This window comes from Pedobacter sp. ISL-64, from assembly GCF_018613605.1.
Lineage (GTDB): Bacteria > Bacteroidota > Bacteroidia > Sphingobacteriales > Sphingobacteriaceae > Pedobacter.
Genome location: NZ_JAGGPU010000009.1, coordinates 111,390 through 134,956, shown reverse-complemented (window position 1 = coordinate 134,956; position 23,567 = coordinate 111,390). Strand labels below are relative to the sequence as shown.

Annotated in this window: 21 protein-coding genes and 1 tRNA gene; 7 read left to right on the top strand and 15 right to left on the bottom strand. The window is 38.0% G+C overall.

Annotated elements, in window-relative coordinates; all coding sequences use genetic code 11:
* Positions 1–184: 184 nt before the first annotated feature.
* The 5 genes from J7E57_RS13875 to J7E57_RS13855 all read right to left on the bottom strand — a co-directional run bounded on the left by J7E57_RS13875 (position 185) and on the right by J7E57_RS13855 (position 8,527).
* Positions 185–3,040: a PD-(D/E)XK nuclease family protein gene (locus J7E57_RS13875; protein WP_215124905.1), complete on the bottom strand. Its 2,856-nt coding sequence runs from the start codon at positions 3,038–3,040 to the stop codon at positions 185–187.
* Between the two features lie 7 nt (positions 3,041–3,047).
* The gene (locus J7E57_RS13870; RefSeq protein WP_215124906.1) at positions 3,048–6,266 is read right to left on the bottom strand and encodes a UvrD-helicase domain-containing protein; all 3,219 of its coding nucleotides are present in this window, start codon (positions 6,264–6,266) and stop codon (positions 3,048–3,050) included.
* Positions 6,267–6,366: 100 nt separating this feature from the next.
* Positions 6,367–6,918, bottom strand: a complete 552-nt coding sequence (locus tag J7E57_RS13865; protein WP_215164995.1) for an endonuclease domain-containing protein — start codon at positions 6,916–6,918, stop codon at positions 6,367–6,369.
* A 97-nt stretch (positions 6,919–7,015) separates the two neighbouring features.
* Positions 7,016–7,810, bottom strand: coding sequence for a ThiF family adenylyltransferase (locus tag J7E57_RS13860; RefSeq protein WP_215124908.1), 795 nt, complete (start codon positions 7,808–7,810; stop codon positions 7,016–7,018).
* Between the two features lie 57 nt (positions 7,811–7,867).
* On the bottom strand, positions 7,868–8,527 hold the full coding sequence (locus J7E57_RS13855; protein WP_215124909.1) for a TatD family hydrolase: 660 nt from the start codon (positions 8,525–8,527) through the stop codon (positions 7,868–7,870).
* A gap of 185 nt (positions 8,528–8,712) precedes the next feature.
* Here J7E57_RS13855 and J7E57_RS13850 point away from each other — a divergent pair, with 185 nt between their 5' ends.
* Positions 8,713–9,246 carry a thioredoxin family protein gene (locus J7E57_RS13850; protein WP_215124910.1) on the top strand — a complete coding sequence of 178 codons (534 nt, stop codon included), beginning with the start codon at positions 8,713–8,715 and terminating at the stop codon, positions 9,244–9,246.
* A 102-nt stretch (positions 9,247–9,348) separates the two neighbouring features.
* On the opposite strand, the gene J7E57_RS13845 is transcribed toward J7E57_RS13850, so the two are convergent.
* The 6 genes from J7E57_RS13845 to J7E57_RS13820 all read right to left on the bottom strand — a co-directional run bounded on the left by J7E57_RS13845 (position 9,349) and on the right by J7E57_RS13820 (position 14,961).
* The gene (locus J7E57_RS13845) at positions 9,349–9,558 is read right to left on the bottom strand and encodes a hypothetical protein (protein WP_215124911.1); all 210 of its coding nucleotides are present in this window, start codon (positions 9,556–9,558) and stop codon (positions 9,349–9,351) included.
* 221 nt (positions 9,559–9,779) lie between these two features.
* Positions 9,780–11,480, bottom strand: a complete 1,701-nt coding sequence (locus J7E57_RS13840) for a glycoside hydrolase family 3 protein (RefSeq protein WP_215124912.1) — start codon at positions 11,478–11,480, stop codon at positions 9,780–9,782.
* Positions 11,481–11,623: 143 nt separating this feature from the next.
* Positions 11,624–12,196 (bottom strand): nicotinate (nicotinamide) nucleotide adenylyltransferase, encoded by a 573-nt coding sequence (gene nadD / locus J7E57_RS13835; RefSeq protein WP_215124913.1) that lies wholly within the window; start codon positions 12,194–12,196, stop codon positions 11,624–11,626.
* 165 nt (positions 12,197–12,361) lie between these two features.
* Complete coding sequence (gene gmk, locus J7E57_RS13830; RefSeq protein WP_215124914.1) at positions 12,362–12,931, bottom strand: guanylate kinase; 570 nt, start codon at positions 12,929–12,931, stop codon at positions 12,362–12,364.
* Between the two features lie 68 nt (positions 12,932–12,999).
* On the bottom strand, positions 13,000–13,863 hold the full coding sequence (locus J7E57_RS13825; protein WP_215125003.1) for a YicC/YloC family endoribonuclease: 864 nt from the start codon (positions 13,861–13,863) through the stop codon (positions 13,000–13,002).
* Between the two features lie 369 nt (positions 13,864–14,232).
* Positions 14,233–14,961 carry a lysophospholipid acyltransferase family protein gene (locus J7E57_RS13820; RefSeq protein WP_215124915.1) on the bottom strand — a complete coding sequence of 243 codons (729 nt, stop codon included), beginning with the start codon at positions 14,959–14,961 and terminating at the stop codon, positions 14,233–14,235.
* Between the two features lie 70 nt (positions 14,962–15,031).
* Here J7E57_RS13820 and J7E57_RS13815 point away from each other — a divergent pair, with 70 nt between their 5' ends.
* Genes J7E57_RS13815 through J7E57_RS13805 form a run of 3 tightly spaced genes read left to right on the top strand, consistent with a single transcriptional unit; the run spans position 15,032 to position 17,171 of the window.
* On the top strand, positions 15,032–15,742 hold the full coding sequence (locus J7E57_RS13815; RefSeq protein ID WP_215124916.1) for a hypothetical protein: 711 nt from the start codon (positions 15,032–15,034) through the stop codon (positions 15,740–15,742).
* Positions 15,739–16,464, top strand: a complete 726-nt coding sequence (locus J7E57_RS13810) for a hypothetical protein (RefSeq protein ID WP_215124917.1) — start codon at positions 15,739–15,741, stop codon at positions 16,462–16,464. Before J7E57_RS13815 ends, J7E57_RS13810 begins: the two co-directional genes overlap by 4 nt.
* Positions 16,461–17,171 carry a hypothetical protein gene (locus J7E57_RS13805; RefSeq protein WP_215124918.1) on the top strand — a complete coding sequence of 237 codons (711 nt, stop codon included), beginning with the start codon at positions 16,461–16,463 and terminating at the stop codon, positions 17,169–17,171. Before J7E57_RS13810 ends, J7E57_RS13805 begins: the two co-directional genes overlap by 4 nt.
* A gap of 145 nt (positions 17,172–17,316) precedes the next feature.
* On the opposite strand, the gene rnc is transcribed toward J7E57_RS13805, so the two are convergent.
* The 3 genes from rnc to J7E57_RS13790 all read right to left on the bottom strand — a co-directional run bounded on the left by rnc (position 17,317) and on the right by J7E57_RS13790 (position 19,652).
* A complete protein-coding gene (gene rnc / locus J7E57_RS13800) occupies positions 17,317–18,045 on the bottom strand; it encodes a ribonuclease III (protein ID WP_215124919.1) in 729 nt (242 codons plus the stop codon).
* 95 nt (positions 18,046–18,140) lie between these two features.
* Positions 18,141–19,394, bottom strand: a complete 1,254-nt coding sequence (gene fabF / locus J7E57_RS13795) for a beta-ketoacyl-ACP synthase II (RefSeq protein ID WP_029274997.1) — start codon at positions 19,392–19,394, stop codon at positions 18,141–18,143.
* A gap of 21 nt (positions 19,395–19,415) precedes the next feature.
* Positions 19,416–19,652, bottom strand: a complete 237-nt coding sequence (locus J7E57_RS13790; protein WP_008508386.1) for an acyl carrier protein — start codon at positions 19,650–19,652, stop codon at positions 19,416–19,418.
* 158 nt (positions 19,653–19,810) lie between these two features.
* On the opposite strand from J7E57_RS13790, the gene J7E57_RS13785 reads away from it, so the two are divergent.
* From J7E57_RS13785 to J7E57_RS13775, 3 genes are all read left to right on the top strand, one after another.
* Complete coding sequence (locus J7E57_RS13785) at positions 19,811–20,230, top strand: IPExxxVDY family protein (RefSeq protein WP_215124920.1); 420 nt, start codon at positions 19,811–19,813, stop codon at positions 20,228–20,230.
* Positions 20,231–20,378: 148 nt separating this feature from the next.
* Positions 20,379–21,809, top strand: coding sequence for a pyruvate kinase (pyk, locus tag J7E57_RS13780; protein WP_215124921.1), 1,431 nt, complete (start codon positions 20,379–20,381; stop codon positions 21,807–21,809).
* A gap of 88 nt (positions 21,810–21,897) precedes the next feature.
* Positions 21,898–21,982, top strand: a tRNA-Ser gene (locus J7E57_RS13775).
* 115 nt (positions 21,983–22,097) lie between these two features.
* Here J7E57_RS13775 and J7E57_RS13770 read toward each other — a convergent pair.
* Positions 22,098–23,468: a helix-turn-helix transcriptional regulator gene (locus J7E57_RS13770; RefSeq protein ID WP_215124922.1), complete on the bottom strand. Its 1,371-nt coding sequence runs from the start codon at positions 23,466–23,468 to the stop codon at positions 22,098–22,100.
* Positions 23,469–23,567: the final 99 nt, after the last annotated feature.

Below are 23,567 nucleotides of genomic sequence, written 5' to 3'. Positions count from 1 at the left end.
TTTGCAAATGTTAAAGGTTGAGTTTTGGCTAAAGCCAGATGGAGATATGTTATTGTTACAGCCAGCTGAAGCAGGCTGCAATGAATTGAATAGCAGGGTTTATATTGCAACACGACGATCATTCATAGCTGTTGGCTTCAGCCAACAGCTAAAATGCAGAATGCTTAACTGGCTTTAGCCAAACCTATTTTCCAAACAGCGTTTTATAAATCGAATATTTGTAATTATCCTCAATGGCACTGGCAACGAAATAAGGTGCTTCGAAAAGTTCGGTTAACTTTTTTCTTAACTCGGCAAGAAACTCCGGTTTAATTTCTTCCAAATAAGCTCCAGATAGGTTTTGCCTGCCTGACTTAAACCAAACGCCATCTACGCTCATTGTTTTTACAACATACAGGTTGGGTTCTACAAAAGTTCTGCCCGAGAATTGTTCATAAGCATAGGTGTACAATAAAGTTTGGATTAAAGCTTTGTTGATATGTTTGCCATCAGAATTGAATAATTCAGGGATGTCTTTAAAGGTTAACTTATCACTTCCTGTTTTGTAATCAATAATTTTAGTTACCCCATCTTTTACGTCAACACGGTCTATAAAACCAAATATTTTAACGCTGGCTTCTCTTCCTTTAAGCGGGAAACTGATTTCGGCTTCTACTTTTTGCTCTAGGCTAATGATTGTAAATGGCGTTTGTGCTTCATCCTGATTTAAAATGATGTTTACATAGGCATCAACAATCGATAAAATTACCTTTTGCATACCCTTATATTCCATCACTGTATCGGGATTTTTAAACATCACGGCATTAAAACCTTTTTGTATCAAAGTGGGAATCTGTTTCCGTTTCTCTTTAATCCGCTCTGCAGTAATTTCAGCTGACCTTAAATCCTCGTAAAAATACTCCATCACTTTGTGTAAAATCGAACCTATTTCGTTGGCTTCTACCACTGCACTGATCTCTTTAGGCTCTTTAATGCCTGCAATGTAATTGAAAAAGAAATCTATCGGGTTGGAGATATACTGGGTAAGTGCCGATGGCGAAAGTATCTTCTTTTTATCGAGGTATTTCTGAAGCGTTTCCTGGATAAAGGCATTATTGGTTTTCTCGATCTTTACTTCCTTAAAAGGCTCGGTTTTTACCTCCAGATTAAGCTCATTATATGCAAAATCGAAGCCGCTTTCGTACTCAAGCTGCTTTAAAATTCTGCTGGCTTCGCCTGAAGTAGACTCGTCGGTTAAGCTATTATAGACAAAATTGATATTCTTTGCTCTTTGTAATAGACGGTATACCATGTAAGATGAAATGGCATCAAGATTTTCAAGAACCGGAAGGCCGTAAACACGGCGTATAGAATCAGGAATAAAACTGTTACCAATGGATGATTTTGGAATAATACCCTCATTGAATCCCAAAATTACCACTTTATCGAAATTTAAGTTTCGGGTTTCGAGTAATCCCATTACTTGTATCCCATTCAGTGGATCGCCTGAAAGTGGTACCGCAATGGCCTGCAGCGATTTTTGAACGAGGTAAATTACAAAAAGGATTTCCTCTTTACCGATGTGGTTGCTAAAAGTATCGTGTAGCCTATTTAGCTCCTGTATGGTTTTTACAAACAGTTCTGCATCGATTTTTTTTAATGTTTTCGCATTCGATAATCTTGTTAACACATAATCCAATACATCGAGTAAATTGGTTACTACATGCTGCGGATCATCAATTTTTTTATAAAAAGCTTCAAACAGCCCACTTTGGCGTAGTAATCGTTTATGATCGATCTCCACCTGGTTTTCTTCTAACAATGCGGTTAAAATTTTATCCCGCATTTTTTGGGTAAGGCCTGTTAAGGGATGGGTTAAAAAAGCCTCTACATTTTTATAGCTTACTTTATTCCGCTGTAAAATCTCCAACTGACTGCCCAGCCATAAATCGACCAAGCCAAAAATGCTTGAGGTTGACAGCGCAAAACCCATCGTTACGTTGAGGTCAATTTCTTTTCCGTTCAGGTTAGTTGGAATCGTTTGCAGCGTGGGAATCAATAGGCTTTCATCTGCCAAAACCACCACTGTTTTACCAACAGTTTCAGTAGCTGTATAATCTTCCTCTAAAATATTATTCAGAATTTTGGCCTGTGCCGATTGCCCTTGAACTTTGAAAACCTTCACATGGTGTTCTGCAGTTTTCATTAAACTTTCATGGTCGGCAAATACATTTTTTAAACCCAGTTGGATCATGTTTTTGCGTAAGAACAAACCGGCTTCTTGCGATATATCATCTAAATAATAAGTATCAGCATCAAAATAAAACAATGCTTTATCAGCTTCTTGTAGTTGGGTAAATATTTTAGCTTCAGCACTGCTCAAAGCATTAAAACCAACGAAAATGATCTTGCCCTTATCAAAATTCGAAATAAACTGCTGGTGATCGGTAATGTTATCGGCAAGGTGGCGATAAACAGAGCCATTGGTTAAATATCCCTGTTCTTTAAGCGTTGAGTGGAATTTATGGTAAAGCTTGGGCATCCTGCGCCACATCCTGATGAACAGTTCCTGTTGTTTTTTGTGTTTTCCTTCAGAATAGGATGTCCAGAACTGGGCTAGGAACTCATACTGCTCAGGGCTTAAATAATCGAAATCTTTATTGATCACTGAAATGTCTTCCAGATCGCGGTATAGTTTCTCTGCATCAACAAGGTCGGCATCAATCTGATTAAAGTCACTTAGGATGATTTTGGCCAAGGGAAAAAACTTATGGCTCGAAATGCTTTCTAGCTGCTCTTCAGCAAGCAGTTGGTTATAAATACGGTGTAAAGTAAAAAACTGAAGGTAAAAATCGGCTATTTTATAACTTGTAGAACTGGCAAAAAACTCTTGTATGGTAAAAAATGAGGGACTAAAAAAAGGCTTGCCAATAATATCGGCGAAGTGTTTCTGTAAATAGGCTGATGGCCGTTTGTTGTTAAAAACAATGGCACAGTTTTCAAGCTGATTTCCAAATCTGGTAACTAAATCTTCGGCAACTTCCTGTAAAAATGGTTTCATCTGCATATTATACTAATTTCAACTTACCTTTAACTGCATAGAAAAGATAGGTTCTGATATTTTGATAACCCATTTCAGTAAGCAATATTCTGTAAATGTTTACCTGCTCGATGTGTTTGTCGCTTTCTTCCAAGGTAAATTTATAATCCAGAATAATTACCTCATCTGCATTGATCAAAACCCGATCGGGGCGATGAAGCTTACCATGGGCATCAATAATATTTTTTTCTACGATACTTTCGCTCGCTTTATCCAAAATGGCCTTAAGTTCGGGATTGTTTAATACTTCAAGTGCCGAATCGATTAATTTCTGCTTTTCTTCTTCCTTGATAGTGCCTTGCAAAACCAGATTGCTTGTATAATCATTTACCTCTTTTGAAGTACTTGCACTGGCCAGGATATCATGTAACAACGAACCTTTTCTTCCTGATTTTTCAATATTGACCAAATGCTTTAGATGTTTGTCTTCTGAAGGGATATATAGCTCTGATAATCGGGTTGTGGTTGGATAACTATTTAAATTGATAAAATTCGAATCCTCTGATTTACTTTCGATCGAGACATTATCTACGATTTCGTATACCCCGTTTTCATCAAACTGCTCATCGAAAGTAAAATTGATCACATCGCCCATATTGGACAATTTTAGCTCTTTTTTTGCCATCGTGGCGATGTACAAATAATCTTTTGAACGTGTGGTAGCCACATAAAGCATATTCAATGCATCCATATTATTATAAAGTAACTCTTCATAATATGCCTTTGCAATGGCCGAATCGGCCAGGGCTTCATTGTATTTTAAAGGAATCCCTTTAAGTTCCTTGTAAACCGTTTCTTCAGAAGAGACCCAAAAAGTGCCATTCGGTTTACCTTTAATTTCCCAGTTGCAAAAAGGTACAAAAACAGCCCTAAAGGCAAGTCCTTTAGATTTATGTATGGTGATGATCTGTATGGCATCTGCACCTTCTGGCGAGGGTAGTGATTTTTTGATACCATCTTCTTCCCACCAGGTTAAAAAGGAAATTATACCTTTTTCGCCAAGCTTGCCGGCAGAAGCGGTGAGATCTCTAAAAGCCAACAAATAGGGTAAATTGGCGGTCAGGTTTTTTAGCTCATAGCTTTCAATTAAAATCTCAACCAGTTCAGGCAAGGGAAGCTGTAACCAGCTTTGCCAGTTCTCGCACAACGCTACGGGTAAAACTTCGGTGAGTGTGTTTAAAGGCTTATTGTTAAGGTTTAAATAATAATTGGCATTGATCTCTTTCTCGTGCAAGGAAAGATATAGCGCAATACAATTGGCTTTATATAATGCTGTTTGCGATTCTAAACCAATGAGCACTTTCAAGGTATTGATGATGAGCTGGATAGCCGAGTTGTTCGAAATCAATAAAGCATCGCCCGATAAAACCGGTAAGTTATGCCCCATTAATTTTTTAACCGTCAGTAAGGCTTCACTGTTCGAACGAACCAAAATGGCAATATCCTTTAAGGCATACTGCTGCTGGTTTTTGAGATGATTTATTTCTTCAACAATATCGTCTAAAGCAATGTCCCTGAAAACGGTTTCGGTAAAACGCGCTTCATTAGGTGCATGATCTTTGCCGAACTTTTTAATTTTGATGGTTCCACCCTTTAAGGTATTGGTGGCAAAGTTCTGGGTTGAGCCACTATAAATATCAGTAATAATCTGTTGGTAATGCTGTTCCTGCCACCATTTAGAGATGCTTTCAGGTTTGCTTGCGAGGTTTTCGTTCAGTTCGTTCTGCAGCGTTAAAGGGATAGCTTTGTAAAGGAAATTGTTAAAAGTGATAATGTTCTCGGCACTTCTATAATTTTCTTCCAAACTTTCCTCCAGTACATTCTCTGCGCCAACGTCTAACTTGGCGTATTTATGCAGGATGTTCCAGTCGCCATTGCGCCAGCGGTAAATAGATTGTTTGGTATCGCCAACAATCAGGTGATCGATCAGATCCTGACTAGGCGTGGCCATCGCATTTGTTAAGAGCGATTTAAAACTTCCCCATTGGCTGGTAGAGGTATCCTGAAATTCGTCGAATAAAAAATTACGGTAGCGGTTGCCAACTTTTTCCCAGATAAAAGAAGGGTTATCACCTGCATCTTCGGTAATTCCGGAGATCAGTTTTTGCGCATCGCTAATGAGCAGATTGTCATTTTCAGCCCGGTACTCTTTCAATAATACGGCAATTTCCTGCATCAACCTTAAATAGTAAAGATTTTTATTAAAAGCGATGGCCAGGCTATAATTTGGTAAATGTGCTAAATAATGCGTTTTTAATTTCTGGAGGATCGGATTTACCGTATCGTAAGCCTCCGGAAAATTTGCATTTTTTTGAAACCACTCATCGGGTTCGTCGATTAAATTGAATAGTGGTTCTATCTTAGAAAAATCGCCTCTTGCAACCAGGATAATTTTAGCCAGCGGGCTACGCGATTTCCCTTTGAGATGTTCGGTTTCTACACCGATTACATTCAGGGCTTCATTCGCTTCGGTTGCCAGAGAAATCAGTTCCTCTTCAAAGTTCTTGATTTCTGTTTTGGTAACTTCTATGTATTTTTTAAATAATTCGTCGACGTTTTCTAAACCAAGGGTGCTTACCGCATCTTCAAAAATCTGGAAACGTTCGGAAAATATTTCTCCAATTAAATTATAAAGTTCGAATTTATAGTTCCAGCTTTTATTGTCACTAATGCGTTCGATAGCCAGATCGATGATCCATTGTAAGAGCTGTTTATTATGGTCTAAAGCTTCGTCCAGTTTATTTACGAGGTCATCCTTTACCTTGTCATAATTCATTTCTAAATTATAATCGGCATTTAGTCCCAACTCGAAAGCAAAACCACGGATTACTTTTTGTACAAAACCATCAATCGTACTTACCGAAAAACGGCTGTAATCGTGCAAAATTTTCCGGTAAATCTTGTCTGCTTTAAACTGTAACTCCTGTGGACTTAATATTGGATAGGCGAGTAAAATAAGCTTCCGATAGTCTTCGATTTTTTTCGATGGATTGCCTTTTGCTAGCCCGAGCAACACCTCCAGGATTCTCGTTTTCATTTCTTCGGTCGCCTTGTTGGTAAAGGTTACCGCTAAAATTTCACGATACTTATTGTCTCCGCTAAAAAGCAGAGTAAGGTAATGAGCGGTAAGACTGAATGTTTTACCGGAACCTGCGGAGGCCTGAAGAATTTTGAGGGCTTGGGGCATATTGTTTTCTTAATTCCCCTCCTTTGGAGGGGTACCCCGCAGGGCGGGGTGGTTAAATATTGTTTTTAACGTCGCATCTAATTGATTTAATTACGGTAAGTTAATCCCCGTAAACTCTAACGATATAATCCTCTAATCCCATGATTACAAAATCCATATTTTTCATCACATCGTCAACGGTAATCCTATATACTTTTAATCCCAAAGAGATTAAATAATCTTCTCTTAGTTTATCATAATCCTGTTTGTCATCATGACTACAGCCATCGATTTCAATTACTAAGCCAAGTTGTTTGATGTAGAAATCAACGATGTAATTTCCGATTATACGTTGCCTGTCAAAATCTATTTTGTAGAAACGCTTTTTCGTTACCTGCATCCAGAATAAAACTTCTGGTAAGTTGCCAGCCTGTCGCAATGCTTTAGCTTTTTCTTTTAGTCGAGGTTGATAAGGTAAATCTGTTATAGGTGCTAGCTTTAGTGTTATTCCGTTAATTACTAAATCTTTTTGTAACGTACTTTTTAACACCCCGTCCTGCGGACACCCCTCTGGGAGAGGGGAATTCTGGATGCCTAAATCGGCAGGGGTGTTAGTTTTCCTTTGCATTTTCTTGCTTTGTGTTTTATTCCCCTCCTTTGGAGGGGTGCCCATAGGGCGGGGTGGTTACTAGAGATTCATTATTATCTTACCCTAACTTACAACAATTTAAAATTTTCCCGAAATCATGATATCAACAATTCTACCTCTATTAGGATTTTTTACTTTTCCTTTTATTCAATGTCTTATGGCTGATCCTTGCAGGGCGTTCGGCCATTTCAATTGGCAGACCAAGCAGATCGCGGATTACAACCGAGGCGCAGGCACCGCCAAATGCTGCAGGCAGGTAAGAAACTGTGCCATAAGCGGAGCGCTTGAAATTACTCCCATCAGTCATGATCATCGAGTTTTTGTCCATTTCTTCTGTTGAGAAAACAGCCTTTATTTTGCTGGCATTTGCAAGTTTGTTTAACCTTTTACGCACATAACTCGCAAAAACGCATTGATAAGTATCAGGAAGTAACGTAATCCTTATTCTGGTAGGATCCATTTTGCCACCAGCACCCATTGAGCTAACAATAGGGATATTCTTTTCAAGAGCAGTTCCCAATAAAGTGATTTTTGGCATTACACTGTCGATGCAATCCATAATGTAATCAAAGCCAGATTCTAAAATTTCCCTGCATTTTTCAGGACTAAGAAAAGTATTTACCACGTGAAGTTTTAGTTCGGGATTAATGGCCAATAAACGCTCTTGCATTATTTCGGCTTTGCTCACACCATGATTGGTCGCCAAAGCAGGTAGCTGCCTGTTCCGGTTGGTCGGGTCAACTATATCACCATCAACAATGGTCATTTCGCCAATGCCTGAACGGCAGATAAATTCGGCAGCAAAAGAGCCTACACCGCCCAAACCGATAACCAAAACGTGTTTCGATTGGAGTTTATCTATTCCATCATTCCCAACAAGGAGGGCAGAGCGCGAAAGCCAGCTAACATCAGACATATATTTACTATTTTACCACAGATGTAAAAGATGAACACAGATGTTATCTATCTGTGGTTATTTCTTTAAAATCAATTTATTCCAGTCTGCAAAAATACGAGCTTTAAGCTCATCAATGCTACATTTTTTTAAAATGGCTGTGGCTTGGTAAATTTCTTCAATTGAGATATCCGAATCATCAGTTTCCAGGAAAAATTGATCGGTACTTTGAATCAGCTTAGCTACACCCGAATTTTCTTTTAAAGCAGTTATTCCAAAGGAAAGAAGGAAACCTTTATCCAATAGCTGTTGGCCAAGCTGCTCATTTTTGTTAAAACCATGGATAATCATCGGTACTTTAACTTTTAATCGTTCTTTAATTGCAATTAACTCTGAAAAGCATTTAACACAATGTAAAATCAATGGTTTATTAATTTTTTCTGCCAATTCGATCTGATTTTCTAAGATTATGGTCTGATTTTCCAGGTTTTCACCCCTCAACCGATCTAAACCACACTCTCCAATCTGTTTCACATTTGTTTGATTGGCCACAACGCTTAGATATTTCATCTGTAGTTCGAGGTGATCAATTTTAGCAAACCAGGGATGGATCCCAACAGAAATTGCCTTGGTTTTAGGCATTGCCAAAAAGATATCGCTGGTTAACGACAAACTTTGAATGCTGGTTACCCCAGGTTGGGTGGCAACTTTGTGGGTATGTATGTCTAAAAAATCCATTGGAAAACAAAGATATGTAAAATGAAGATGGAGAATTGGAGATGGATAATGTAAAATTCATATTTGATTAAACCTTCGTTCTTAATCCTTTCCATTCTACGGACTGTTTCCGTTCTGTAAAGAATTCGCAAATAATCCATTGTAATACTAGACTTTATTACATTTGCTATTATTCATCGAAAATCATGAAAAAATTAATCATTTTATTAACTGCCGCGTTAATTTCGACAGCGGCGTTTAGTCAGGCGAAAAAAGAAGGTGTTCATATCTATAACCCAAAAGCAGACGCTAAAGTTGAAATTGCTGCTGCGGTTGCAAAAGCAGCCAAAGAAAATAAACATGTTTTGTTACAGGTTGGTGGTAATTGGTGCAGCTGGTGTATTGCATTCCATAATTTGGTTGACAGCACAGCAACGCTAAAAAAATACATTAACGATAATTTTGAAACCGTTCTGGTTAATTACAGCCCTGAAAATAAAAACGAAACTGTTTTAGCCAGCTTAGGCTACCCTCAACGTTTTGGTTTTCCGGTATTTTTAATTCTGGATGGGAAAGGCAAAGTATTACACATCGAAAATTCTTCTTACTTAGAAACCGAAGAAATTGGCGCTAATGGTAAAAAGAAAGTCGGGCATGATGTAAAGAAAATCACTTCATTTTTAAAAGGATGGACAACCACCGCGGTTAATCCCCAAACTTATAAGCCGAAGGCCAAATAGAGGTTTAAGGTAGAGGGTGTGAGGGTTAAGGCCCAACCACAATAGCCGGAGCCTAAAAAAGCAAGAAAGCCGTTCTGATGTAAAATCAGGATGGCTTTTTTGTTAATCGTCTAAATCATCTCCATCTAGCTCATCATCGAGGTTTAACTCATAGGAAGCCCTTGATGCTTCGTCGGCTTGTTCCAACAGATCTTTATCATGTTCAATGTTGGTGTCGTCGCCATTAATTTCGTTGATATTTTCAACATCATCCTCTCTGCGTAAAGCATCATTCGGATCGTTTGAATAATTGTCATCTTCTGGATCTATCATAACATTAAGGTTTTATATTAGATAATCGTTTTGAAAGTGAAATTGTTTTAGGGAAAGCTAAAAGACTAAAGCTGAAAGACCAAAGCAATTGGTTGATTATCTGTAAACTCTGTATTTCCGGAGCTAAAATATATAAATAAAAAATGCCGGATGATTTACTCATTCGGCATGCAATTCTTTTTCGAATTAAAGCCCTCTCTTTTAAGGGAGGGTTGGAGGGGTTAAAGACCATCTCCAAATTTATAGAATGGCGCCACGCCTACAGGCAACTTTCCTGTTGGTGCCAATCTGTTATTAATTACAGCAGCAGCTGAAATTTGCATATAATCTTCTTTTTGATAGGCAACAACCAAACCTTTACTGTTTTCTAAACCCGATAAACCAGCCAGATTATATGGATTTGCAAAGAGCGCAAAAACAGCATTCTTTGCCGATAATTCTTTAATAAAGTTCTTTACACCTGCATTTAGCGGAATATTATTGGCTGGTCTTGCACGACTATCGTGAATACCCACAATCACCTGGTCGAATGCGCCGATTTCGCGGGCAATGTTGGAAATCTGAGTAGCACTGGCATCTTTATCCAGCACATAATAAACAGAGTTATAATAACCTTTCGAAACCTCTTTTTGGAAAGTGGTAACCGAAGGTACACCAATACTGATAATGGCCGTTCTTCTGATCGGGATGAGGCGCTTGATATAATCTTTACCTTTTAACAGCGTTACCGATGCATTTGCCAGCTCTTGCACCAAAGCATTGCTCGACTTGCGGTTTACACCTGCAATAACACCTTGGGTTACAATCGTATCGCGTTTGGCCAGGCCTGCCCAGTATTTTGCAGTCAATATTTTACGCACACTCTGGTCTATTTCGGCCATACTTACACGATCCTGCCTTACGGCTTTACGCACCAATTTAATGGCCCTGTCGCTGTTTTCAGATAGCTCAATAATATCGTTTCCAGCAATGATACCCATTAAATCAGCTTCACCATCTTTGAAATATTTTACCACGCCTTTCATATCCATCGCGTCAGAAATAATCAAACCTTTAAAGCCTAATTTCTGCTTCAAAATGCCCGTAACAATCGGTTTAGATAGGGTAGAAGGTAGGTTTGGTGTAGCATCTAACGATGGGATGTTCATGTGGGCAATCATCACCCCCGATGCACCTTGTTTAATCAGCTCTTTAAAAGGGTACATCTCCAATGTATCTAAACGTGTAGCAGAGAAAGTAAGCTGTGGTAAATCGTAATGCGAATCTACATCGGTATCGCCATGACCAGGGAAATGTTTCAACGTAGTTAATAAGCCACCATCCTGCATACCTTTCATATAAGCGGCAACTTTAGTGGCTACGTTATATTTATTTTCGCCGAAAGAACGGTAATTGATTACAGGGTTTTTGGGGTTGTTATTGATATCCGCGTCAGGAGCTAAATTCATCTGCATCCCCATGCGCTTGTAATCTTTAGCCACTTCAAGGCCCATTTTATACAATAATTCTTTGTTTTGGATGGCACCCAAAGTCATTTGATAAGGATAAGAAATGGTACTATCCAAACGCATGCCCAGGCCCCATTCACCATCATTTGCCACTATTAATGGCACCCGACTCAGTTTTTGATAAGCGTTTGTGGCTAAAACCTGCCGACCGGGGCCTCCCTGAAAAAAAATAACCCCACCCAATTGTTCTTTTTTAATTACCTGACCAACCGAATCGGTATATTTTTTACCCAGATTGGTATGTGCCCTAACAAAGAACATCTGTGCAATACGTTCTCTACGGTTAAGTTTGTTAAAAACCGAATCTACCCATTTAGGTTGATTGGCCAATAATTCTAAATAGGTTTTCTGTTGTGCGCTTGCCGAGAATGCAGCGCCACAAAGGGCAATGAGTATAAATAAGTTTTTTTTCACGTGTTTTGTTGTATCTGCTGCCGCTAAATTAGTAATCAAATGGCGAATTAAACAAAAACCAATCCAAGTAATCGATTTAATACAATATGTTGTAAGCCCGTTGTTTTTTTAGGTGCTGTATAGGTTAGAAATATCGATCTCTGCTATTTATACATTCCTTTGCCTTCAATGAAATCGATCACTTTATCGGGCAGGAAAAACTGGATATTCTTTTTCTCTTTAATGGCTTTGCGGATAAAAGTTGACGAAATTTCCATTAAAGGGGTTTTGGTAAAAGTGATGGAAGGATGGTTTTCCCATTCACTTACATTCGCCTCTGGGCGTGGGTAAACATAAATCTGATAGTTTTTTAAAAGCACCTCGTAGTTTTTCCATTTTTTGAATGATACCAGATTATCGGCGCCCATAATCAACACAAATTCCTTTTCAGGATATTTTTCATGTAAGTAGGTGAGCGTATCGATAGTGTATGATGGTTGAGGTAGCGAAAATTCAATATCGCTCACTCGGATATGCTCTGCATTTTCTGTCGCCAGTTTGGCCATTTCCAAACGGTCGTACATATTGGTTAAGCCACTTTTATCTTTTAGCGGATTATGTGGCGAAACTACCAACCATACTTCATCAAGCTCGGTATGGTTAGCCATGTAATTGGCAATAATTAAATGCCCGGTATGGATGGGGTTGTATGAACCAAAGAAAAGACCAGTTTTCATGTTTGCGGTTTTCAGTATTTATGATCCGTCATTGCGAGGCTGGGCTGAGGGAGCCGAAGCAATCCATTTTGCAAAAAAAAAGATTGCTTCACTCTTATACTCTTTTCCCGTCGCTGCGGTTCGCAATGACGGATTAATTTAAAAAAATCTATTTTTTTGAGAAAACTATTTCTTCAAAAAATCTCCGACCAACTGCTCTGCTTCTGCACAAGCTGTAGCCAGATCGTAATTTTTTAAAATCACATCAAACTTATCTGCATAAAGCAGTTCTTTTTCAGCTTTGATAAAACGTTCCTGTAATTTTTCCGGACTATCTGTTCCGCGGCCGCTTAAACGTTCTTTTAAAACATCTAATGATGGTGGCTGAACAAAAATTGCTAAAGCATCTTCTTCATATTTTCTTTTCAAACGGATACCGCCTTCTACATCAATGTCGAAAATAACATGTTTGTCCTCATTCCAGATGCGCTCAATCTCTGAACGTAAAGTGCCATAAAAAGTGCCGTTATAAACTTCTTCAAACTCTACAAATTCCTGGCGGGCAACTTTGTGTAAAAACTCTTCCTTACTAATAAAATAGTAATCGTTTTCATGTGTTTCAGCCCCCCTCAATTCGCGGGTAGTCGCAGAAATAGAAAAGCTCAGCTCAGGAAATTTCGTTAATAAATGGTGTACTATAGTGGTTTTACCTGCTCCTGATGGTGCCGAAAATATGATTAATTTGCCTTGTTTCATTTTGTAAGCTGAAAGCAAAAAGCTGAAAGACCAAAGCTGCTTTATGCTTTAGTCTTTAGTCTTTCTCCTTATAATACGTTTAATAACTGTTCTTTTATCTTTTCTAATTCTTCTTTCATACCTACAACAAATTGTTGCATCTGGGCGTCATTTGCTTTAGCGCCCATGGTATTAATTTCTCTTCCTATTTCCTGAGAAATGAAGCCCATTTTTTTACCGTTTGCTTCTTTGCTTGCTAAAGTTTGCAAGAAATAATCGCAATGGCTTTTTAAACGTGTTTTCTCCTCGGTAATGTCTATTTTATCAATGTAGTAGATCAATTCCTGCTCGAAACGGTTCTGATCGATATTTACTTTGCCTACAGCATCGTCTAAAAACTGGGTAAATTTATCGCGGATTGCGGTAATTCTTTTAGGTTCTAATTCTTCAACAGATTTGAAATAAGAAAGGATATTTTTAATTCTCAGTTCTAAATCAGCCTTTAAAACTGAGCCTTCATCTTCTCTGAATTTATTGAAATTGGCCAAAGCCGAGGTGAAAATCTGAAATAAATGGTTCCACTCATCCTCACTTACACTTTCTTCCTTGTAACTGATTACATCAGGAAAAGTTAATGCTGTTTGCAATAAGTTGCTGCTACCAGCACCCAATTCGTTGTTAACGGCAATAAGTTGTTTGTAGTAGTGACTCAATAATGCCGTATTGATGGTAGCACCTGTAACTTCACCATTGGTGCGCTCTACATTGATGCTTAAACTTACCTTTCCTCTTTCGATGTCTTTACTGCAGATGTTGCGCAGGATCAGCTCTTTATCAGAAAAAGCTTTAGGATATTTTAAATTCAGCTCCAGGAATTTACTGTTGAGCGATTTGATTTCGACACTATACTTCGCATTTGCATAATCGGCTGTTGCTAAGCCGTATCCTGTCATGGATTTTATCATGCGCAAAGATAGGGTTTTAAGCCGAAAGGAGAAATAATAATGGCCAAGCGGCAGAACCTGCACGGAAATAACAATAAAAAACAATGTTCTAAATATTGGGAAAACCAGCGTTCAGTATTTCTTCGGGAGCTGCCAGCCCCGCTTTACGCTTTACTTCGTTACACTGCGTGCTCGCTACAATCGGGTTTAATTAACAAAGTTGGGCAGCTTTTGGAGGGGGCTGTTACCTACAGGGTGCAGAACCTCTGTTGCTAAACCTGATGGGAGTGAACATCCCCGGTTCTTCCATCGAGATAAAACGGAGCAGGACTGCTTTAGCCAAAAGTACCGAATCCCTCATTTTCAAATAAAGATTAGCTATTTTATTAACAGTGCTAAAATTGCGTTGAAAGTTTTTTCCTTTAACATTTCCAGATCATCGGCAGCCAATCCCTTCGCCTCAATGGCTTCTCCAAATACTGTTCTAATCATCCCGGGGTTGAGTAAAAGTGGGTTTGTTCGGGGTAAATGTTCCTTACTGTTCAATATCGCAAAAGGTAAAATCGATGTTTGGGTTTCTATCGCCAGGCGAAACGCGCCATCATAAAATGGATTTAAAGGCTGATTGGATTTATTCATTGTCCCTTCGGGGAAAATCAGGATCGATTGTCCATCGGCCAGGTCTTTTCTCAGTTCGGCTACAGAATGGTCTCGGCTTTCTCTGCTACTTCGATCAATCATCACCACCAAACTTTTGTAAATCCATCCAAATACCGGGATTTTAAGCATTTCGATCTTTCCCAGTGGACTGAAGGCCTGTGGAATGCAGATTACAATGGCCACGGCATCTAAAAATGAACTGTGATTGCCTACGTAGATATAAGCCCGCGAAGTGTCAATTTTTTCTCCACCTGCGGTAAACCATAAAAAAGTTAAAACGCTAAAGCTCCATGCCCAGAATTTTAAAAAATAGAATGAAATTTTTCTTCCTGTTTTTTCCTTAAAAATACCTGTACTGATCAGAATAAAGGGGCAAACAATAAGCATGAGTATAAAAAATACGATTGCCGAATAGCCTAAATAAAATCCACCCAATAGCTTTCTCATGGTTATTAACGTTTCTTTAACAGTTTGCAAGATTAACAAATGTTAATTTTACAAAAAATATCTTATAGATATGAAAGCATTTTTAATCACGCTATCACTTTCATTACTATTGTTCTTTTTGCCTAAAAAAACGCTCGCTCAAATTACTTCGGCTAAAGGCGTTATTTTAGAAAAAGGAACGCAGATCCGCATTGCATTGGCTGTAGTAACCAATATCAACAACAAACAATCGGTTGGCAGTAATGATATGGGTTTCTTTCAGATCAAGGCCAAAATTGGTGATACCCTGGTTATCAGTAAAAGGCACTTCGACAATATTACTGTCGTGCTCATCAATGATCAGGATTTGGTTATAAAACTATTCAGGGCCGAGATGCTGTTGGAAGATGTAACAATTAAAGCAGAAAACAAACAACAAAACTTATTGGCTGTTAGGTTAGAACACCGTAAGAAAACTTATTTTTATGGTAAGAAAAGAAATCCGCTTTATTATGCACGTTACCCGCTCGCAGCCATCATGGAGCTGTTTAGTGCAGAGCGGAAAAATGCCAGGCGATTTGATCGTTATTATGAAAATGAGACCAGAGAATTGGAAATAGACCGTTTTTTTAACGTTAGAATTGTCAAAAATAATACAACATTAACGGGTAAGCAAATGAATAAGTTTATGTTGGATTACAGGCCGAAATATAAACAGATTAAAGATTGGAATACTTATGATGCCGCTGGATACATTAAAAAATCAGCAAAACAATATTTAGATACTTTAAGTACACCATGAATCATTTAAACCTCTTTCTTTTATTGATCATCTTAACACAAGGCTTAAAAATCAAGGCTCAAGATTTTGTGCTGAAAGGTGTCGTGATCGAAAAAGGATCGAATGTGCGGATTGCCTTGGCTGGGATTACCAATATCCGCAGTAAAATGGGTGCAACGAGTAACGATATCGGAATTTTTCAGTTAAACGCCCGGAATGGCGATACCCTGCTGATCCAAAAAAGAAATCTGAACGATCAAAAAGTAGTGGTTAAAACAGATGATGATCTGTTAATCTATTTGGTTAGAGGAAGCACAATGTTAGAAGAGGTTACGGTTAAAGGCCAGACCAAAAAACAGGAAATGGAAGGAATAAAAAGGGATTTTAAACGGAATGGTTCGTTTTTTGAAGGTAAACCACCGTTAGTATTGCTCAGTCCTTTTGGCGGTAGCCCCTTAACATTTTTTTACGAGCTTTTTGGCAAAACACCAGCCAGAGCCCGTAACTTTAACCGGTATTACAAAAAGGAATTAAGTTTAATCGAAGTGGATAAGTTTTTTAATAAAAGCCTTGTTTCGAAAAATACAACATTAACAGGGAAAGACCTCGATAAATTTTTGCTCGATTATTACCCAACACGCAGCACTACCATTAACTGGAGCAATTACGATGCTGTTAAATACATCAAAGAATCGGCAAAGAAATATACCGATACATTGAGAAACACAAATAACACACAATGAAAAATTTAAAATTTGTCATTATACTTTTCGTCTTTACCTCAATTGGCTTCATTACAAAGGCACAGGATTTTATTGTGAAAGGTGTGGTGATCGAAAAAGGTTCGAATATCAGGATTGCCTTATCAGAAATTACCAACCTGCGCACCGGAATAGGTGTGGGCAGTAATGACATTGGTATGTTCCAGTTGAAGGCCAGAATTGGTGATACACTACTGGTAATTAAAAGGGATCTGATCGATCAGCGTGTGGTGGTAAACAATGAAAAAGACCTGGTAATTTATCTGGTTAGAGGAAGTACTACGCTAGCCGATGTTACCATTAGGGGAAATACCAAAAAAGAGGATCTGGACGAAATTAAGCGCGAGTTTAAAAATAAGGGGGTGTACAATGGTGGTAAAACAACCGTTTTGTCTGCTATATTCAGTCCTTTAAATGCACTATATAACTTATTTGGCACTGACCCTAAAAATGCACGGAGATTTGGCAGGTATGCCGATAATGAAATCAAACAATCGCAAATTGACGTATACTTCAACCAGAGCATTATTAAAAACAATACCGAATTAAGAGGCGATACTTTAGAGAAATACATGTTAAACTGTCGCCCGGAATTTGATAAAGCTCAATACTGGAACAGTTACGATTACATTAAATACATTAAAGAATCTTCGAAGAAATTTACGGATACGCTAGGGAAGGGAAAGTAGGTTTTAGTTCTCAGTCGAGAGTCCTTAGTCCGAAGTCTTTAGTCAGTTTAGTGCTCGGGTTGAGTGTGTCTTTAGCAAAAATCGAAAGTTTTAAGGCTTTGCCATTACAGTTAACCGATTAACCAGTTTCAACAATTAACCAGTGTTATATGCTCAATGCTTCGCAAGCTTTCTCTGCGGCTAATTTTTCAGCATTTTTCTTGTTATAATCTCGTCCGGTACCTACTTTTTCGCCCTCTACTACAGCACTAATGGTAAATAATTTAGCGCTTTCGCCTTCGCCATTCTCTGCCAGTTCGAACATTACATCCTTACCATGGCGTTGGCACCATTCGATCAATTTACTTTTGAAATTGGTTTCTGTAAGTTCTAAAGTGTGGATGTCGATGTGTGGTTTTACAATCCTGCGCAATAAAAATTCTTTGGTAAAGTTGTAACCCTTATCCATGTAAATGGCACCCACTATGGCTTCAAAAGCATCACCCAGCATCGAATTGTGCTTGGTTTGTACGCTCACTGAACGCTGATCGAACTGAATAAGCTTATCAAAACCAATTTTCTTTGCTAACTGATTTAAATTAGCCCGGTTTACAATCTTCGAACGCATTTCGGTTAAAAAACCTTCTTCTTTGTAGGGGTAATGCTTAAAAAGCAGCTCTGCTATCACCGAACCTAAAACAGCGTCGCCTAAAAATTCTAAGCGTTCGTTGCTGCTCCTGCTTCCATTTTTTAAAACTTTTGCTACAGAACGATGCCTGAACGCCATTTTATAGAGCGTAACATTGCCTGGAACAAAGCCCAAAATGTTTTTCAGCTTTTTAACAAACTCCTTTTCGGGAGAGAGGTAAAGTTTATATAATTTTAATATCGGCATTAAATAAATAACACAATTAACGGCTAATTAGCATATTTAACTAAGTTATCTATTTTTAATTAGCATACAAAATTATATAGCAGGGCTGTTTTAAATTAATCTTCGTATTTCTTAAAAATAACAGAAGCGTTATGGCCGCCAAAACCGAAAGTATTACTTAAAGCAGCTCTTACGGTACGTTTTTGCGCTTTGTTAAAAGTAAAATTCAATTTAGGGTCAAATGCAGGATCATCTGTAAAGTGATTGATTGTTGGAGGAACAATATCATTTTTAACAGAAAGAATTGCTGCAATAGCCTCAATAGCTCCAGCTGCACCCAAAAGGTGGCCAGTCATCGATTTGGTTGAGCTGATGTTTAAACGATAAGCATCCTCACCAAATAATGTACCAATGGCTTTGGTTTCACTAATATCACCAAGAGGCGTAGAAGTACCGTGTACATTGATATAGTCTATATCAGCAGTTGTTAAACCAGCGTCTTTTAGTGCATTGGTCATTACCATTCTAGCGCCTAAACCTTCAGGATGTGGTGCAGTGATGTGATTAGCATCGGCACTCATTCCACCGCCAACAAGCTCTGCATAAATTTTTGCACCTCTTGCTTTTGCATGTTCAAGTTCTTCTAAAATAATGGTTCCTGCACCTTCACCGGCTACGAAACCATCACGGTCTTTATCAAAAGGGCGTGATGCCGTTGCCGGATCTTCGTTCCGTGTTGATAATGCATGCATGGCATTAAAACCGCCCATGCCCGCTTCGTTAATGATCGCTTCAGAACCGCCGCTGATAATTACATCAGCCATACCCAAGCGGATATAGTTAAATGCATCAATCATTGCGTTTGTTGAAGAAGCACATGCCGAAACGGTTGCAAAATTTGGCCCACGTAAGCCGTATTTGATCGAGATATGCCCTGGAGCAATATCAATAATCATTTTAGGGATAAAAAATGGATTGTATCTTGGCGTACCATCTCCCTTAGCGAAATTCGAAATTTCATCCAAAAAAGTTTTCAACCCACCTATGCCCGCGCCCCAGATAACTCCGATCCGATTGGTATCTAATTTTTCAAAATCAAAACCACCATCCTTAACAGCCTCATCTGTTGCTACAAGAGCATATTGTACAAACGGATCTAGCTTGCGGGCTTCCTTTTTCTCCAAAAAATCTTCAGGATTAAAGTTTTTTACCTCGCAAGCGAATTTGGTTTTGAACTTTTCAGTATCAAAACCCTTAATAGGAGCAGCGCCACTCACCCCGTTAGTCAATCCTTCCCAAAAATCGGGAACATTATTGCCTATAGGAGTGAGCGCACCCAACCCTGTTACTACTACTCTTTTTAATTCCATTTATACTGAAAAAGCGTAATTCTATTTAACGTTTTTTTCCAAATAAGCAATCGCTTGACCAACTGTACCGATGGTTTCAGCCTGATCATCAGGAATAGCTACATTGAATTCTTTTTCAAATTCCATAATCAATTCTACGGTATCTAAAGAATCTGCACCTAAATCGTTGGTGAATGAAGCCTCTGGCGTAACTTCGCTTTCGTCAACACCTAGTTTTTCTACGATAATAGCCTTAACTCTTGAAGCAATATCAGACATAATTTTATAATTTAATGGTTAAATAATTCTGTGCAAAGAAAAATAAATTCTTACAATTTTCAAATGTTTTTATTTCGATACGTAATTTTGGTATCTCAATAACACAGCGAATATAGAATTAGTTTTTTAATTTCGTTCTGTAAATAATTTATTTCGCTTTGAATAAGACTTACCTAAAACTTACCTTAGACCTTGATTTTATACTAATTGCGATCACAGCACCCTTAAAAGACTATGTGCTTTGCCACAAAATTAATACCCGGTTGAATACTCAATTCGAAAAAATAGAAGACCATGAAATATTTTTTAATATTGACGAACCAGCCTGGTGTTTCTCGAAATATTACTTTTTTGTAGAGCAAGGTGAGGTAGAATACTACTTAATTTGCAATAAAAGCAGCGATGGTTTTCTAATTCCCGAGATGAACAAAGTAGATTTTTTTATTATTATTAAAGAATTTATTGATAAGGAAGATTTGGATTATTTAATCAACGGTTTAAATAAACTGCCTGATATACAGGTGGCTGCAAAGATAGATCCGGTCAAGTTAAAGAGCCGTGAGAATTTGGTAATATAAAAATTATATACTTGGTGTATTAAATACACTATATTTGACGGTTACAAACAAAGAACAAAAGAACAAAATATATAAAATTTGATGCAGTTTGATTATTTTAGATAATAATTTGCTTTCTTAAACTGCATTGCTAAAATCAATTAATTAAATGAAACCTTTTCATTCGAGAACTAAAATTGTTGCCACGCTTGGGCCTGCATCAGCAAAACCAGATGTATTATATAGTATGTTTAACGCAGGTTTAGATGTTTGCCGCTTAAACTTTTCGCACGGATCACAAGCAGATCACCAAGCGGTTTTGGATACCATCCGCGATTTAAACAAAAAATACGATTATAATGTAGGTATTCTTGCCGATTTACAAGGTCCTAAAATCCGTATCGGTTTAGTAAAAGAAGGTGGTATTAACCTGATCAATGGTAAAACTACCGTAATTACCACTACCGAATGTATAGGTAATGAGGAACGGATTTACATCACTTACCAAAGCTTCCCTCAGGATGTTCAGGCTGGCGAAATTATCCTTTTGGATGATGGAAAGCTTCAAATGAAAGTAATTTCTACCAACTTAAAGGATGAAGTAGTTTGCGAGATTGTTCATGGTGGTATTTTAACTTCAAGAAAAGGTGTAAACCTGCCAAATACTAAAGTTTCTATCCCTTCTTTAACACCAGAAGACCGCGAAAATTTAGAATTTGTACTGGAAAACGATGTAGAATGGATCGGTTTATCTTTTGTGCGTAAGGCTGATGACATTATCGAACTTAAAAAAATTATTGCAGAGCGTGGCAAAACTGCCCGTGTTATTGCTAAAATTGAAAAGCCAGAGGCTATTGCCAATATCGATGAGATCATTGCAGTATCCGATGGTATTATGGTTGCCCGTGGCGATTTAGGTGTTGAATGTCCGATGGAAGAAGTTCCATTGTTGCAAAAAATGATCGTTGCTAAATGTAGAGCAGCTTCTAAACCTGTAATTGTGGCCACCCAGATGTTAGAAAGCATGATTACTACACCTCGCCCAACGCGTGCTGAGGTGAATGATGTGGCAAACTCTGTTTTAGACGGTGCTGATGCAGTGATGTTAAGTGGAGAAACTTCAGTTGGTGAATTTCCGCTGATCGTGATCGAAACCATGCAAAAAATTATCCAGAACATTGAGCAGAATAATTATCCTTTCAATCCTGATAAGTTTTTAAAACCAAAATCACCCTCTTTCTTAAGTGATGCGATTTGCGATTCAGCTTGTTTCTTAGCGAAACAAACTAACGCGGTAGGTATTGTATCGATGACTTTAAGCGGTTACACTGCTTTCGAAATCTCAAGCCACCGTCCGGAAGCTTTAACCTTTATTTTTACCAGTAACAGGGCTTTATTAAACGCAGTAAGTTTACTTTGGGGTGTAAGAGGCTTCTACTATGATAAGTGGGAAAGTACCGATAACACCATTATCGAGGTTAACGAATTCTTAAAAAGCAAAAAATTGGTTAAACAAGGCGATATCATTATCAATACTGCTGCTATCCCAATGGAAGCAAAAGGTAAAACCAATATGTTAAAAATTACGGTTATAGATTAATTTCTAATATCATATTTATAAAATGCTCCTGATTTTAATCGGGAGCATTTTTTTTATCAATAAAAAATATACTTTTGCAATCCAGCACGGAGAGGTGTCAGAGTGGTCGATCGAGCACGCTTGGAAAGCGTGTGTACTGCAAGGTACCGCGGGTTCGAATCCCGCTCTCTCCGCATAAAAAGAGCCCTGGTAAACAGGGCTCTTTTTATGTTATATTTTTTTGTGTAACCTACAGGAGGCACCTAAAATGAGCATATTGTTTCATATCAGGCATACTGGAGATATTTATTAGATATGGGCCATCCAAATATTGATATCTTTATCTGATGGTATATTCAGTTTTTTTCTGACTCTGTATTTTTTGCTCTCAATTGCGCGAACAGAAGCTTTTGTATGGCGTGCAATCTCTTTGGTTTCAAAATTTAGCCTCAGCAGTATGCAGAGTTCAATTTCGCTTGCAACCAGATGCGGAGCTATTTTTAACAGCTTCTGACTGAAATCTGGGTCAAACTCATTAAACTTTATTAGAAATGCAGGATTATTGTTAACCGCAAGCTGAACGATCTCCTTCAGTGCCTCTAGCTTTGAAGGTGAATGACTGCGCTCGTTCAATTCAATTTTTTTCATCAGGTCATCGATTCTTTGCTGAGCCTCCATCGCAGATTGTTCGCTTTCGTTTCTTAGCAAAACTTCAGCTTTGTTCAGCTGGATGATAAAGACGATCAACAGAACAGCAAATAAAAGCACCAGGAACAATGCCGATATATAAAACCGGACCAATACAGAGGTGGTTTGCTCGTAATTTTTTAAAGCCACTACTTTAAACTCATCAATTAACTTGTAATTGATGTCTTTTATATTATTGATAATGAATTCCAGCTCATTACTGATATGTGAATTCAGGATAATCAGCTCACTCTGTATCGTAAGGAGTTTTTGATTCTTTTGACGTAGCAATTCCAGCTTTCTGGCGTACAGTTTTTTATCTCCATCATTAGTCTTTTGTTTATCAGGAGGACTAACCACCACATTTTTATAATGGTTTATCTCAACAACAGACTTCTCATTTTTGTTGGCGATGGCATCCTTTATTCTTTTAAAAAAACCTTTTTTTTCCCTGGGCGTAACTTTTAATACCGTATCTGTTTTGATTTTCCGGATAGCCGGGGTTTCTGTATGAAAACTGGCCACATCTCCTTTTGTATTCTCCCTATTAAAATCTGAATATATCGTGAGCAAGGAATCGAAACTGCGTTTGAGCACAAATAACCTATCCGATAATTTCATTTTTTCATGGTACCAGTACTTTACTTTTTTACTTTGTGAAGCCGTTAGTTTAGAGGTATCAGCATTTTCTTTCAATAATGAATCGATCATGCTAAAAACGATTACAATCTTTGTATTGTAGTCTGCATATTTGTTATTGCCCGTGGTAAGCAACGACTCCTGAAAGTCATCTTCAGCGCGGTGAATTAATAATAATATCTGTTCTGGTTTTGATTGGTTTTGTTCAATATTGGTTGCTAATTTAGAGATGCTTCCAAGCTTATCTGTAATCGTATTGAGGGCAACAAGAGCCGCCAACACCGCAACAATAGTGCATGCAAGAAATGCAAGAAGAATTTTTTTAGCAATTGCCCTGGTGTATGTAAATCTCATTCTGGTTTTCATTCGGATACAAAATGACGGATTTGAAGCCGAAATTCCAGCCTTAATTTCTACTCGTATCTACGCATATCATTCTTGTCCAAAGATCAT

Bases quoted from the DNA above. Each gene is read 5' to 3' on its own strand.
- fabF (WP_029274997.1), bottom strand. From the start codon at position 19,394: ATGGAATTAAAAAGAGTAGTAGTAACAGGGTTGGGTGCGCTCACTCCT.
- J7E57_RS13825 (WP_215125003.1), bottom strand. From the start codon at position 13,863: ATGACAGGATACGGCTTAGCAACAGCCGATTATGCAAATGCGAAGTAT.
- rnc (WP_215124919.1), bottom strand. From the start codon at position 18,045: ATGCCGATATTAAAATTATATAAACTTTACCTCTCTCCCGAAAAGGAG.
- J7E57_RS13855 (WP_215124909.1), bottom strand. From the start codon at position 8,527: ATGGATTTTTTAGACATACATACCCACAAAGTTGCCACCCAACCTGGG.
- J7E57_RS13790 (WP_008508386.1), bottom strand. From the start codon at position 19,652: ATGTCTGATATTGCTTCAAGAGTTAAGGCTATTATCGTAGAAAAACTA.
- J7E57_RS13815 (WP_215124916.1), top strand. From the start codon at position 15,032: ATGAAAGCATTTTTAATCACGCTATCACTTTCATTACTATTGTTCTTT.
- J7E57_RS13820 (WP_215124915.1), bottom strand. From the start codon at position 14,961: ATGAGAAAGCTATTGGGTGGATTTTATTTAGGCTATTCGGCAATCGTA.
- J7E57_RS13860 (WP_215124908.1), bottom strand. From the start codon at position 7,810: ATGTCTGATGTTAGCTGGCTTTCGCGCTCTGCCCTCCTTGTTGGGAAT.
- J7E57_RS13875 (WP_215124905.1), bottom strand. From the start codon at position 3,040: ATGAAACCATTTTTACAGGAAGTTGCCGAAGATTTAGTTACCAGATTT.
- J7E57_RS13810 (WP_215124917.1), top strand. From the start codon at position 15,739: ATGAATCATTTAAACCTCTTTCTTTTATTGATCATCTTAACACAAGGC.
- pyk (WP_215124921.1), top strand. From the start codon at position 20,379: ATGAAACCTTTTCATTCGAGAACTAAAATTGTTGCCACGCTTGGGCCT.
- J7E57_RS13870 (WP_215124906.1), bottom strand. From the start codon at position 6,266: ATGCCCCAAGCCCTCAAAATTCTTCAGGCCTCCGCAGGTTCCGGTAAA.
- J7E57_RS13770 (WP_215124922.1), bottom strand. From the start codon at position 23,468: ATGAGATTTACATACACCAGGGCAATTGCTAAAAAAATTCTTCTTGCA.
- J7E57_RS13805 (WP_215124918.1), top strand. From the start codon at position 16,461: ATGAAAAATTTAAAATTTGTCATTATACTTTTCGTCTTTACCTCAATT.
- nadD (WP_215124913.1), bottom strand. From the start codon at position 12,196: ATGAAAACTGGTCTTTTCTTTGGTTCATACAACCCCATCCATACCGGG.
- J7E57_RS13845 (WP_215124911.1), bottom strand. From the start codon at position 9,558: ATGATAGATCCAGAAGATGACAATTATTCAAACGATCCGAATGATGCT.
- J7E57_RS13865 (WP_215164995.1), bottom strand. From the start codon at position 6,918: ATGGGCACCCCTCCAAAGGAGGGGAATAAAACACAAAGCAAGAAAATG.
- J7E57_RS13850 (WP_215124910.1), top strand. From the start codon at position 8,713: ATGAAAAAATTAATCATTTTATTAACTGCCGCGTTAATTTCGACAGCG.
- gmk (WP_215124914.1), bottom strand. From the start codon at position 12,931: ATGAAACAAGGCAAATTAATCATATTTTCGGCACCATCAGGAGCAGGT.